This window comes from Mesorhizobium sp. Root552, from assembly GCF_001427285.1.
Taxonomy (GTDB): Bacteria; Pseudomonadota; Alphaproteobacteria; order Rhizobiales; family Rhizobiaceae; genus Mesorhizobium.
The window spans coordinates 72,963-85,895 of the sequence record NZ_LMFV01000045.1 but is presented as its reverse complement, the minus strand read 5'-3'; the positions used below and the strand labels follow the sequence as shown (position 1 = coordinate 85,895).

Genomic DNA, 12,933 nt, shown 5'->3' with positions numbered 1-12,933 from the left:
GAATTCGCTCCGATTCTTAGCTTTTGCGCTCTGAATGCGTTCCCACCGGAGCCCATAGTCCCCTGGGGTCAGGACCTAGCCCTGAACACGAATATCTGGCACCGTTTCACGACGCGATTCAGCAAGGGGGATATCGTGGCACGGAGCCTGCAATTTTGCTTGATCACATTGGCCACGCTGGCAGGCACAGCGCTCTCATTTCCAGCCCGCGCGGACATGTGCAACTATCATTTTCACAATTTCAATAACGGCACCAAAGTTGCAAATTTAATGAAAGAAAGTTGGCCGGCAATTGAGGATGACACCCTTTGCAGCCCTGTTTTCATATTCATGATGGAAAAGAACATAGAGATAAATGAACGGCTTCTCCGCAGTGCAGTTGTTGTTGAGTCGTGCAGTGAAGAATTCAGGCCGGGAACATCAAGTTCCGAGATTCAATCGGAGATTGATGAGCTTTCCGAACTTCTGGAAAGTGCCCGAAACCCTGATCGAATAGACCTGTGCAACGAAACTTTTCCCGCCGCAAAAACGAAATATGACGCTCACCTCGCCAAGCTGCAGAAAAGATGGAAGAAGCTTCTGAAAACATACCCCACAGAATAGAATTTTCTCGTCTTCAAAAATAAGGCCGATCAGACCTTTGCCAGGTGCTTTCCATGGTAGGCCAGGAGACGGCGCAACTTCGCCGGGCGCACCGGCTTCCGCAGGATCATCAAGCCCATCTTCTGGATCTCGCTGATCGCGCTGACGTCACTTTCCCCGGTGATGACCACGCCCGGCACCGCTTCCTGAAAGTCCAGTTGAATGCGTTGTATGGCCTCCACTCCATCGAACTCTCCGGGCAATCGATAGTCCGCGATCACGATGTCCGGAACCCACGGCTGCAACTCCAGGAATGTCAAAACTTCGACAGAGTTCTGCAAAACGATAACGTTGCACTTCCACGACTGCAGCAGCAATGAAGTGGCTTTCGCGACATCCTTGTCATCTTCGATCAAGAGTATGTTGAGATCGGATAAGTCGTGGAAACTATCGACGTTTTCCGATCGCCCCTGGCCTTTCGCGGACCAAAGGGCTAGCCTCGCTCGATTGGTCACGACGCCGAAATTCGATCCCCTTCCAACCAGGGAACGAACCTGGATTTTGTGGTTCAGGCATTCGGACAAACGCCGCACTATGGCCAACCCCAAGCCAATTCCTTTGCTTCTGTCGCGCTCATCATTGCTGATCTGATAGAAGTCGTCGAAGATCGCTTCTTGCAAATGAACGGGGATGCCGGGGCCGGCGTCCACCACCTGAATACAGACTTCCGCGCCATGGCGTCGGCAACCAATCAGGATTTTGCCCTTTTCCGTATATCGGATCGCGTTCGAAACAAGGTTGCCCACGATGCGTTCCATCAACGCCGGATCGCTGTGAACAAACAGAGAAGATGGCACCGCTCGAAGGGAAAGTCCTTTGCGCGATGCAACCGGTGCGAAGGATATTTCAACACGGTCCAGCAGATCCTGAACGGGAAACACTTCCAGCGTGGGCCGGATGGCTCCGGCTTCCAGTTGCGACACATCGAGCAATGAATTCAGCAGCCGGCTCGCAGCGAATGAAACTTCCTGCAAGTCGTCGATTATGCCGAGCATATCCTTGTTCTGCGTTCTTTGCTGCAAGGCAGCGATGTACATTTGCATGGCGTGAAGAGGCTGGCGCAGGTCATGGCTAGCCGCCGCCAGGAATTTCGTTTTGGCCAAGTCGGCGCGTTCGGCAGCCTCTTTGGCTTGAGTGAGAGCATTTCCCTGCAATCTCAGGGTTTGCTTCAACTCCTTGAGGCTTCGCGCCACCATGCCAAGCTCGTCGCTGCGAACCATCAGGTTGGTATGTTCGTTTTCGTCTCCCGACATGTCCCCGGGCTTCAGCGGATTGAAGCTCCTGATTGAGTCAGTCAACGTATGCAGCGGGACGGCGATCTGGCGCTTCACCACAATGAAGAAAATAATCATGACGACGCAGACCGTGGCGATCGATGCCAGGATCGTCATGCGATAGGAAGCAATTTCGGCGCGGGAAGCATAGTCCGCGGAAGCAGCCTTCACCCCCTGCAATTCGGATTCAAGGCTATCAAGAGAGCCGAGCAGAACGTTCTCGCTCGCGGTTACATCCTGGACAAGTTCCATTCCCATCAGGAACGAGCCGTCCTCAACGTGGGTGAATATCTCGTTCACGCGATCCGTGGTCCGGATCTGGGCGTCCCGGATTCTTTTAAGCTCTCGCAGCAGCTTCGGCGCGAATCCATCCAGAATGGAGGCACGTCCGTCCGTCCCCGACATCGCCTCCCGGACCATATCTTCCGAGGACGTGATCAGTTCGTTGATCTTCGCATTTGCCACTCGGTAGCTGGCCCGGGCATTTATATAGACTTCCTCCGACTCCTTGTCGTAGACGACACGGTCGCCGGCAACCACGATGTCCTTGAAGTGCAGCCTCTCGTCCTGCACTTGGTGCCGGATCGACGTCGTCGCGGAAAGCAGGGGAATGTATGTATTCGCCATCTGGCGAATTTCATTTCCCATCAAATGTATTTGATAAATAGCAATCGCCGTTATCGTCGAGTACGACAATATCTCGACAGCAATGACAATTAGAATCTTTTGCCCAACGGAAAGCTTGTTGAATATGTATTTTATGAAACTCATCTGATCAATTCGCAGACATCTCTATTCACGACGCGGCCTTCACAATTTTCCCACCCGGCAGATGCAGGCCATCTGCCCTGCAAATTCCCCTGGCGGGATAAAGCAAATACGGCATCGGAGAGACCGTCTCTTTTCGCTCCCAAAGCATGTCCAGTTGACCTCCCGAATTGAATTTTCCAATTCTCGGTGTCAGCCAGCTATTCAAATTTAGAGGATCTAGGAAAACTTCGCCTTCCGGCGATTCTGAGGTGCTTATCCCAAGATTTCGTGATTCAGACAAAATCAATTCTGGTGAAAGTTTGCTGTCGCCGTATTTTTGAACAATACTTTCAACGGCTTTCTTGAAATACACCAGGGACAGATACGTTTCTTCCATATTGAAGTGCGTCACACCGCTCCCGCCATACGGGCTGGAAAGAAATTCCGATACAAAGAGCCGGTTCGTCTCGCTCTGCAGGCTCTGGAAATATGGGGCACACAATATGTGACCCTCTCCGTAAGACTCGCCGATTGTGCGAATTTCCATTTCGGAGGTCGTGAGGGATGCGATCGGTACGTCGCTCGACGTCAATCCGGCACGCGCAAAAGCCTTGCGGAAAAATATGTCCGAATCCGCAATCACCGTGGAAAATATCCAATCGGCCTTCTTTGCAATTATTTCGGATATAATAGGACCGGAAAGGTCATGGCCAAGCGGTATATATTTTTCGCTAAGCAATTTTCCACCAACTTTCTCAAGCTGGTATCGGGCATTTCTATTTGATTCCCACGCCCATATATAATTTGAACCTACGAAGAAAGCGTTCTTGCCATAGTTGTTCACCATGTACGAAACAAGATCCAGAGAATGCTGATTGGATATCGGCCCCGTGCATATTATATTCTGCCAGCATTCCCTGCCTTCGTAACAAGTCGGGTAGTACAGCAAGCCATTATGCTTCGTAACCAGTGGCATGATCGCCCGCCGGCTGGCTGACGTATAGCCTCCGAAGGTCGCCAGGACATTGTCGTGTGTGAGAAGTCGCAGAATGCCGTTCCTGTACGCCTGCAGATCGGATCTCGCATCGACCACGACAGGCTCAATCTGGAAACCCGCCACGCCCCCGGCACGATTTGTCTTGTCTATCCAAAACAAGGCGACGTCATAGGATGGCTTTTCGATCAGGGCCAAATGTCCCGTCAGCGACCATAGAATGCCAATCTTGAGCCGGGGACCCGGACCCAGCCACACACTGCCGACGCTCCCTTCGGCCACCGCGTGACGGAGCACGTTGGGCGCGGCCAGGCTCAGCGCTGCAGCTCCAGCCAAAGCAAGGGTCTGCCGGCGATTCAACATTGTCAGACGGATCCAATCTCTACCGACGATCTATATGTACGAATTGCCTAGTGCCGAGTCTCCATTAGCATCATACGAAATATGACAAAAGTCTAGTATCTAAAGAGACTAGATCGGGGCAGATCGAGGACGTTCGGCATGGGATTTGCCATCATGACCAATCGAGGCCCAAGGCTCGAAATCTGCCTCTGACGAGCGCCAATCGTAGTTGGCGTTCCAGCATAGGTTGGCTGGAAACCTAGACGCTCGAACGAAGGCCGGCAGCGGAAGATGTCTGTGCGCATGGATGATAATGGGCGCAGACGAACGAAGTCCGATCCCTGCCGGTCTTTTTCACCAGACAGCGGCTGAAGTCCCGCAATATCAATGTATCCCCGGGTGACAACCGATAGGCGTCCTGGGTGCGGACACAGTCGAATTCACCCTCCAGGCAATACAGAACAATCACATCGTTGTCTTCGAGATCGAATTCAATTCCCTGGTCAGCGAGCACGACGATACGTGCATCGACAGAAACAGCGCTGCCACAAGGATGATCGCGCACTATCTCAACGTCCTGCGAGCCGGACTTGCTTCGGGCGTCTGACGAATTCCGTTTGACGAAAATTGCACCCTGGTTCTTCTCATAACGCCGCAACAGCGAAGTCAGCGGCAACCCGAGCGCCCTTGCAATGGCTCGCAAGGTCCCCATGGAAGGGGCAACGGTCCCGTTTTCGATACGCGACAACATGCCGAGCGAAATACCCGCCGCATTCGCAAGGTCCAACCCATTGAGATCGTGATACCTTCTCCAATCCCGCACTTCGCGACCGATCGCGATTTGCAACAGGGACGGGCAAGGCGGATATGGATGATCGGCGCCTGCGCCGCTCCGCAAGGGGGTGAGATCTCCGGCAACACGATCGCAATCATCCGGGTTCAGTTGATGCACGATCGCCTTTGTCATGAAACCCCTCTTTCAAATAGATCTTGCTTCCTGACTCTTCAGCTTCGCGGCAATTTTCCGTTTGAACATGAATACTATTGGCCCTTCCTGCGTGAACGCGGGCCGCACTCCAATGCGATAAACAAGGAATTGATGGATCATTTTCGCGGCAGAAGGCGAAAGCGTGGGTTTCCAAACCCATGTATCCCCGCTCTCGTCGACGGAATTGACGTCAAACAGTTGAGAATGAACATCTTCGGCAGTTCCAACAAACCAATCGTCTGGATTCTGTCCATACTCTTTGATCAATCCGAGGAATTCGAATTTTATCTGTTGGACACTATAGGCCACGGCTCTTGTCTCTATGGAATCTTGATGGAAGAAACGACCGGCGCCGAAGTGGCCCGATACGCATCCAACTGAGTTGCCCCAGCCGCCTTTTCTTCGGATGACATTGCTTCGGTGGTTGTTTCGAGCGCAGCCAGCGCGCTGCCAACGCCATGCTGGGCGGCAAGAGACAGCCACACAAATGCCTTGACGCGATCCTTCTCCACGCCAATGCCCTTGGAGTACATGTACCCAAGACGCGCCTGGGCGGGATAGTGCCCTGACGCTGCCGCCTTTTCGAACCAATATGCGGCACTTTGCAAATTGTCGGGCAGTTCTTGCGCCTTCCACAAAACAGTCGCGAGATTGAACTGGGCAAAGGGGTCGCCTTGGCCTGCCGCCTTCTCCAGCCAGGTCCTGCCCTGCTCTGCATCGGCATTGACGCCCTGCCCCATGCTGAGCATGGCGCCCACATTGTTTTGGGCTTCGACCGACCCCGCCTCCGCCGCCTCCATGTAGTATTGGAACGCAGATTCAAGCGACGAAGCCGTCCCCTCGCCGGCGGCAGACATGTTCGCCAGCCATAGCTTTGCCTCTACTTTGCCTCGGGCGGATTCCTGCTGGAAAATGCCATAAGCCTTGGAAAACTCGCCAGACTTGTATGCAGATACGGCAGCTTCGAAATCCGGGCTGTTCAATTCGCATGCTTGGGCCATTGTCGGATCCGTTCTTCTACAAGGTAGCAAGATGTTTGGCTTGGGACTTGCCGGCGCGTTTGGCGATCTGGCCCTGCATCCAAAGCCCCACCGCATCCGCCTGATATGGCAGCTCACGCCCGATGCTTTCCGGCTGCGACGCCGTTCCCCAGTTTGAAATAAAACGATGGGCTTCGATTGCGCCTTCCGCCAATCGGTCCAGGCGCATTTGCCATTCGGCAAACGATGTTGGATTTGGGCCGTATATGCCAATTCGGCACATTGTGCGCCCGACTGCCGTTGGCTGCAGGACGATCACGCAGGTCTCGTCTCCCGCCTTGATCAGAACCAGGTTTGGAAACAGCCAGGCAGCTCTCATGACCGGCGAACTGTCGGAACTCTCGGTTACGATCCAGCCGTCGTCGTCGCTTGCCGAGATCGTCATGCCGCGGGTCAGGTGTTGGCCGAGTAATTTCCAGTTGGCATCGTATTCCAGCCATTTGCCGGCACGGCGAACTTGCCTGTCACCGTCGAAGAATCCAAAAGAACCAAGTTCGTCCCATGAACGGGCTGGAAGCGGCGTTGAAGGATCAAGATTGACGAACAGGAGGGAATGCAACGACGCGACTTGCGCCTTGAGAAGCCGGTCCGGTTGCAGCCCCAGATACTGATGCATCTCGGGTGTATCGCTACCCAGATCGGTTGCAGGTATGACATCACGGTCCCTGCTGTAACCGCACGAAGTAAATGAGCATCGCGTCTTCGTGCCGGTCTGGCATTGCGCCGGTATTATCCGGCAGCCTCCGTGCTGAGCCTTGTTGAACCGGGCTTCAAAGCCATCGGAAGTTCTCTGAACGTGGATTCCGTGAACCCCTACCGTAAACGGAAGCAGGTCTCCGGCATTGGAAATTTGTTGCTCGCAGCCGACACAAACCCAGTCTTTCGCCCAAATCACCTCGTCTTCCAGCAACGGGAAAACCCGGGAGCGAAAGGCGGAAGGCGGCAGCATCCGCGCATGGCCGGGCGCGTTGAGCGACTTTTCATAGAATGTGGCAGCAGCGAAGTCCTGTCCTTCGTCGTAGTAGCCAAGTTCCGGGCGATGTAACACGGCTTACCTCATCACGAGACTGGTGGAGCTCACGCCGGGCAGCGCCAGGCGTGAGCTGTCATTCATCTGGAAGGATCAGCTACCCAGCGACGCGGGTTCGTAGTCCGCGCGGCCGCGATACTTGACCGACCCCGCCGGTGCCGCCGGAAGCGGTCCGTCCTTGGAGAAGCGGTCGAGCACGTTTTTCACCAGGGTAGAGATGTTGTTCTTGCAGTCGTTCCAGGGAAGCGAGCCGCAAAATGCGATGGATGAAAACGAGAAACAGCCACCGCCATTCGGCGTCTCATGGAACGCGATGTCGCCGCGAACACGCGGGTGCACCGTGCCGTCGAGGCCCTGCTGGTTGAAGCCGAAGTCTTCCGTGACAAGCAGGTATGCTTCCGTGTGACGACCCGCCGAAGTAGCGACCGCAAGTGTGTGCGGCGGGGAGCCGAGCATCGTGTCGACGATATCCAGTTCGAGGCCGGCCGCGCCGCCCCCGACAAGGCCGAAGTTGCCGAGCTTTTCGTCGTAGTCGATCCCTTTGAACGCCCAGGATACGCGAGGATCGAGACTGTCCTTCGTACGGGTAAAGTACGACGAGATGTCGAACCCTTCGGACGACATGCCGACGCCGGCCACCGAGTGCAGGTAGCGACCGCGGAAGCGCCACATGCCGCCCAGTTCGCCGTTGCTTTGGTGGTAGTATTCGCCGGGATCGGCACGCCAAGTGCGAATGCCCGACTCACAGCGCCGCATCTCGGTAACGACGCCACGGCCCTGATCGTCGTAGGCCGGGTGGAATGTGTGCACCCAGTACCAGGCATCGGCGCCCATATACATCAGGCGGCCGCCGCGCTGGGTATAGTTGTGCAGCGCGTCGAGCTGCGTGCCGGTGTTATGCTCCGGATGCGAGCCGGTGATGATCACGTTGTAGTTTTCGAGGCGCGCGAGCCCCTCATACGTCACGTCTTCGTCCGTGATCACGTCGTACTCGTATCCCATCGTCTCCAGCCAGTAGATCAAGTGGAGATCGGCCGGGTACTGCCAGGGAGCCTGAGCCAGGAAGTGATCGTACTTCGGTCGCATGCTCAGGATCGGGCGCAAGCGCGACGACAGGCAGATGCCGGACCCGTCGGTATGCGTGTCGTAAATCGAGCCGCCGTATTCGCGGTGTTCGGACACGAACATGTTCTGTTGCTGCATGATCGGAACGCGATAGACGAACAGTTCAGCGCCGCCTGCGTTGCACGCCAGGTGTTCGTTGGCGTAGGCCATGTAGCTGATTGTCGGCACCATGACCGCAATCTTCGACTGCTCTTCACCGATCTTCGGAACGACCCAGAACGGTATGTAGTCTTCGTCGCCCTGTGCCGTTGTCAGCTTGAGCGCGTAGAAGCGGCTTTTGGTTTTTGCCGGAACCGTCCATTCGATGTCGGCATCCCAGCGCGCATCGTCCACGTCGTCGTCGTGGAAATGGATCGCGCCATACTCTTTCGGTGCATGCTTCCAGTCGAAGTTCTGGCCAGACCAGTTGTAGCCGGTCAATGCACGGGTCGGGCAGTTCACGATCTCCGCATCGAGGCGATATGGCCCGGCATCCTTGGCCGTCCTGGTGCTGATCCCGTCCGAAAAGTCCCATGCCGCGACGATTGTTTCGGACAGCGCATCCGTAGGACCGGAATTGCGACGCTCGGTGAGGCCGGGCTGGGCGCCGAGCTTCATCAACTCGATTTCGGTCCGGTTCAAAGCGCGGTTGCAGATTCTCGGGCTGTCGATCTTGCCGTTGTATTTTCCGCCAAGCACAACTCCAGCTGGCTTGGACGAACGCGCCAGCGAGCCGTTGTCCAGTTTCTCGACATAGGCTGCGATCGCAGCGGGAATGTTCGAATGCTGGATCTTGGCCTTGATCTTCGTCTTCACAGGCTCGATCACCGGATCGAGCGCGTAGACAATCTGAGGCTCGTGATACAGGACGACATCGCCGGTTGCAGCGTCGAAGGTCGCGGCGACGAAGTGCCAGGCGTGGTCGCGAATGGTCTGCCCGGTCGAGATCCGATGCTCGTTGATGCGAAGCTCAAGAGCCCCGTCCTCATTGATGAACAGCCCATAGCCCTTGTTGTCGGACCATTTCGACACGAGCCCCTGCGCACCATGCTTCCAGTATTGGGGGTGGGTCTTCGGCGTCGTCGGCCAGATCCAGCACTGCAGCGTGAAGCTCTCGACACGGAGCTGCTTGCAATCCTCGACAAATCCATACGATCCGCTGTGAATGACCTGCTTGCGGCCTTTGTAGGTGCGGTTCACATCAGCCTTGATCGATTTCTCGATGAAGCCCGGTCCACGGGGATTCGTGTCACCGTTGATCATCTGGACGATTTCGGCCGTGTATTCGCTGGGTCCGTCACAGTTGACGAAAAATTTGATCTTGTCGCCCGGGTGTACACCAAACTTGTCTGCATACCCCGTCAGTCGCATTGCGCACATATCAAGTTTCCTAGCTAATATCTTTCCGCCGCGTTGGGCTTGCACGTCGGCAAAAGCCGACCCCAACACGCGTCTGAAGATTGAGTTGTTGTTTTCGGATTCCGGTCAGGTAGCCGGCCAGTTGTCGCTGCGGCGCTTCCAGCCTTCGTGAAACTGCGCAGCAGTCAGATCTTCTTCCGGCAGCTCCTGCAAACGCATGACGAATATGTCGTGCTGGATTTCCTGCTCGTCGGTATAGACCTTGTCATTGACAAATACCGGCGGAACGCCGCGAACCCCGGACAATCTTCCGATCCGCCATTCCGCATCCACTTTCGTGCAGATGACCACGAGCTTCCCCTTGGGAGACGCGCCGCGCATCCGAAGCAGGACCCTGCGCAGGACCGGGTCTTCGTGGACCCCTCCAGACACGGTGGTCGTATCTCCGGGGACTTCGCACTTGAGCACGGAGAACCCTGCGACCCCCTTCATCGAGTCTGTACATTCCTTGTGGGCTTTGATGAGGGCATCCGCTTCGGGAGTGCCCATCTTGGGAATAGCGACCATTCATTTCCTCCAATTGTTCTGCTCGGATAGCGCCGCATGCCTCCTGAGCTTCAAATGCACTCAGAATTCTCCGGTCTGGCTTTTATTTAGTAACTTATGGCACTATTTTTGTATGCCACTGCCAAACGATACCATTCATTTGAGATAAGTCAACACGCCGATATGGCCATTGGTAGATATGGCGCCAGCCCGGCGGCGAGGAAGGCTGAGTTGTCGGGCATCGTCAGCTGTCGCCCATGCGCGGAACCAACAAAGTATTGATCTGCGCTGCCGCACCCCTTAAGATTCAACAATATAAGCGAGTTAGCGCGGCAGTTTCCCACGGGCGCCTGAATCCGCTTGATATCCGCCCGGAGTTCGCATGTTGGAAAATAATCCAGGCTTCAAGATCGCAATTGCAGACGATCACGCGCTGGTGCGCGGCGGCCTTGGGATTCTCATCAAGACACTCCATCCGGACACAACCATCGTCGAGTGCAATAGCTACGACAAGGTCTTGCGGAAGCTGGAAGATGGTCCCGTGGATCTCCTTCTCATCGATCTTCTGATGCCGGGGATGCAATCGGTCGAGAGCATCAAGGAAATTTGTGACACTTGGCCGGATTTGCCGGTTGTCGTGGTATCCGTCCGCGAAGAGACCCAGATAATCCGCCAGGTTCTGCGGGTGGGAGCCGTAGGCTATATCCCAAAGACATCATCCCCCGATGTTACAATAAATGCCATCCGCCTTGTGCTTTCCGGGGGGATCTACGTCCCGCCGCTGGCGTTGGAGATACGCGGCCGCTCTGAAGACCTGCTTGTCAGCGAAAATGAGGGCTCCGGGTTTGGGGAGTCACATAGTGGCGTCGTGACCAAAAACGGCCCTCTCACCGAGCGCCAGGTCAAGGTGCTTCAGCTTATCGCCGAAGGACGGTCCAACAAGGACGTCGCCGAGGAACTGGGGCTCACTCCAGGCACCATCAAGATGCATCTCTCGCGCATCTACAAGGCGCTTGGCGCCAAGAGCCGCACCGATGCCGTGGCGAAGTTCAATCGGCTGTCGCAAGAGAATTGAACGGCCTCCAATCGCTTTGGTGATTCTGCCATTCAGCATTTGATGTCCACCTGCAAGCCCTCGGCCCCACTTCACCTATGAGATTGCTTCACTGACGGCAGCAGTGCTCCGTCCGGGGTCCAGCTTTGCTCAAAATACGCCGAACAGCGCTAACCTCCCTCGCATGAACCATTGGGCGCGGCGAAGGCATATGCTCTTTGGGCTCATGCCAAAGGTATATATACTATCAAAAGGTAATTGACCCTTTTGGCATAATGTGCCTTAATACCTATGGGCATACACAAGCGCCGAGCGTCCGTAAGCGGCCAACCATGCTCCGAACCAATTTTGGTCAATTCCATAAAAATTTGTGTTTAGGGAGGACAATCAATGACAATTACGAGACGTTCCTTGATCAAGCGAAGCAGCGCCCTTGCGCTCGCCTTGTCGACGCCGGCGATTTTCCGCCCCAGTTCGGCGCGTGCACAGCCATGGATTTCGAAGAATGGCACTATCAAGCTGGGCGTGCTGTTTTCGCAGTCAGGCCCCCTTGCCGTCGTGGAGAATGATTCCACCCAGGTCGTGCTGTTTGCCATCGACGAAATAAACGCCAATGGCGGCGTCGCCGGAATGCAGGTGGAGCCGGTCGTCATCGACGCCAAATCCGATGTGAAGGTCTACTCGGAGAAGATCAGCCAGCTCATTCTCAGCGATCGCGTCATCTCGACAATTGGCGGCTATACGTCAGCCAGCCGTCGCGCCGTAGCACCTTTCGTCATGGCCCGGGATCACCTGTTCTACTATCCCACATGCTATGAAGGACGGGAGTGCACGCAAAACGTGATCTGCACCGGCCCCCTCGCCAACCAGCATTCGCAGGACCTCATTCCGTTCATGGTCCAGAACTTCGGCAAACGGGTCTATTTTGTCGGCTCGAACTACATCTGGCCGAAAGAGTCCAACAAGGTCGCTCGCGTTTGGCTTGAGAAAGTCGGCGGCGAAGTGCTCGGAGAGGACTACGTCCCCATCGGCGGTTCCGAATTTGCGCCGATCTTCAACAAGATTCGTCAGGCCAATCCTGATTTCATCTTTTCCACCCTGATCGGCGATTCAGACGTCGCCATGCACAAGCAGTTCCTCTCGGAAGGCTTCAAGGCTGACAAAATGCCGATTGCCTCCCTTACGACCGGCGAAATCGAGGTCCGCGCGATGGGTGCCGAGGCCGGTGCCGGACACTTCCTGTCAGCGCCATACTTCCAGGCGCTGGACACGCCGACGAACAACCGATTTGTCGAGAAATACCTCGGCAGCAAATATGGCGGCGGCGGCGTCACCCACTACAACATGGAAGAAACCTACCTCGCCGTTTACTTCTGGAAGGCAGGGCTTGAAAAAGCCTTGGCCCAGACCGGGGACATCGAGGCGATAACACCTCGCATGATCAGGGACGCATCAGGCGGCGTCACCATCGGCGATGAGATCTCGCCGGAAGGAAAGGTCTGGATCGACCCGGACAACTTCAACATGTGGCTGCGCCCGAAGATCGGCCAGTGCCAGGGCGACGGCCAGTTCAAGATCATCAAGGTGGCCGATCAGCACGTCGGGCCCAATCCCTTCGAGATCTATCCCGATCGGGGCGTTTGCAAGGCCGACGGTCTCCATACGCCAGCCGGCGCCATACAAAAGGGCGTCCTCTAGCCCAACTCCGCTCCCTGCAAAGGGAGCGGTTCCAACCCGGCTACGTCACGATCGACAGGGCGCGTCCGTCATGGCGCGCGCTGTTCCCGCTCGCGTCACGAACGATACGAAT

Annotated in this window: 11 protein-coding genes; 3 read left to right on the top strand and 8 right to left on the bottom strand. The window is 55.7% G+C overall.

Annotation, left to right across the window (positions count from 1 at the left end; all coding sequences use genetic code 11):
- Positions 1-135 precede the first annotated feature (135 nt).
- The gene (locus tag ASD50_RS15475; RefSeq protein ID WP_156465125.1) at positions 136-603 is read left to right on the top strand and encodes a hypothetical protein; all 468 of its coding nucleotides are present in this window, start codon (positions 136-138) and stop codon (positions 601-603) included.
- Positions 604-632: 29 nt separating this feature from the next.
- Here ASD50_RS15475 and ASD50_RS15470 read toward each other — a convergent pair whose 3' ends face one another.
- From ASD50_RS15470 to ASD50_RS15435, 8 genes are all read right to left on the bottom strand, one after another.
- On the bottom strand, positions 633-2,687 hold the full coding sequence (locus tag ASD50_RS15470) for a hybrid sensor histidine kinase/response regulator (protein WP_056242986.1): 2,055 nt from the start codon (positions 2,685-2,687) through the stop codon (positions 633-635).
- A gap of 25 nt (positions 2,688-2,712) precedes the next feature.
- Positions 2,713-4,023 carry a transporter substrate-binding domain-containing protein gene (locus tag ASD50_RS15465; RefSeq protein ID WP_056242984.1) on the bottom strand — a complete coding sequence of 437 codons (1,311 nt, stop codon included), beginning with the start codon at positions 4,021-4,023 and terminating at the stop codon, positions 2,713-2,715.
- Positions 4,024-4,261: 238 nt separating this feature from the next.
- Positions 4,262-4,969: a helix-turn-helix domain-containing protein gene (locus ASD50_RS15460; protein WP_056242982.1), complete on the bottom strand. Its 708-nt coding sequence runs from the start codon at positions 4,967-4,969 to the stop codon at positions 4,262-4,264.
- 12 nt (positions 4,970-4,981) lie between these two features.
- Positions 4,982-5,299: a hypothetical protein gene (locus ASD50_RS15455; protein ID WP_056242979.1), complete on the bottom strand. Its 318-nt coding sequence runs from the start codon at positions 5,297-5,299 to the stop codon at positions 4,982-4,984.
- Between the two features lie 11 nt (positions 5,300-5,310).
- On the bottom strand, positions 5,311-5,991 hold the full coding sequence (locus ASD50_RS15450; RefSeq protein WP_056242977.1) for a tetratricopeptide repeat protein: 681 nt from the start codon (positions 5,989-5,991) through the stop codon (positions 5,311-5,313).
- Positions 5,992-6,007: 16 nt separating this feature from the next.
- Positions 6,008-7,078: a hypothetical protein gene (locus ASD50_RS15445; protein ID WP_056242974.1), complete on the bottom strand. Its 1,071-nt coding sequence runs from the start codon at positions 7,076-7,078 to the stop codon at positions 6,008-6,010.
- 75 nt (positions 7,079-7,153) lie between these two features.
- Complete coding sequence (locus ASD50_RS15440; RefSeq protein WP_200952425.1) at positions 7,154-9,544, bottom strand: N,N-dimethylformamidase beta subunit family domain-containing protein; 2,391 nt, start codon at positions 9,542-9,544, stop codon at positions 7,154-7,156.
- A 105-nt stretch (positions 9,545-9,649) separates the two neighbouring features.
- Positions 9,650-10,090, bottom strand: a complete 441-nt coding sequence (locus tag ASD50_RS15435; RefSeq protein ID WP_056242969.1) for a hypothetical protein — start codon at positions 10,088-10,090, stop codon at positions 9,650-9,652.
- Between the two features lie 361 nt (positions 10,091-10,451).
- On the opposite strand from ASD50_RS15435, the gene ASD50_RS15430 reads away from it, so the two are divergent.
- Both ASD50_RS15430 and ASD50_RS15425 read left to right on the top strand, forming a co-directional pair.
- A complete protein-coding gene (locus tag ASD50_RS15430) occupies positions 10,452-11,144 on the top strand; it encodes a response regulator transcription factor (RefSeq protein WP_056242967.1) in 693 nt (230 codons plus the stop codon).
- Between the two features lie 369 nt (positions 11,145-11,513).
- The gene (locus ASD50_RS15425; RefSeq protein ID WP_056242965.1) at positions 11,514-12,821 is read left to right on the top strand and encodes a transporter substrate-binding domain-containing protein; all 1,308 of its coding nucleotides are present in this window, start codon (positions 11,514-11,516) and stop codon (positions 12,819-12,821) included.
- The last annotated feature ends 112 nt before the right edge of the window (positions 12,822-12,933 follow it).

Coding starts and splice junctions, on each gene's coding strand:
- ASD50_RS15470 (WP_056242986.1), bottom strand. CDS start 2,687: ATGAGTTTCATAAAATACATATTCAACAAGCTTTCCGTTGGGCAAAAG.
- ASD50_RS15465 (WP_056242984.1), bottom strand. CDS start 4,023: ATGTTGAATCGCCGGCAGACCCTTGCTTTGGCTGGAGCTGCAGCGCTG.
- ASD50_RS15460 (WP_056242982.1), bottom strand. CDS start 4,969: ATGACAAAGGCGATCGTGCATCAACTGAACCCGGATGATTGCGATCGT.
- ASD50_RS15450 (WP_056242977.1), bottom strand. CDS start 5,991: ATGGCCCAAGCATGCGAATTGAACAGCCCGGATTTCGAAGCTGCCGTA.
- ASD50_RS15440 (WP_200952425.1), bottom strand. CDS start 9,544: ATGTGCGCAATGCGACTGACGGGGTATGCAGACAAGTTTGGTGTACAC.
- ASD50_RS15435 (WP_056242969.1), bottom strand. CDS start 10,090: ATGGTCGCTATTCCCAAGATGGGCACTCCCGAAGCGGATGCCCTCATC.
- ASD50_RS15430 (WP_056242967.1), top strand. CDS start 10,452: ATGTTGGAAAATAATCCAGGCTTCAAGATCGCAATTGCAGACGATCAC.
- ASD50_RS15425 (WP_056242965.1), top strand. CDS start 11,514: ATGACAATTACGAGACGTTCCTTGATCAAGCGAAGCAGCGCCCTTGCG.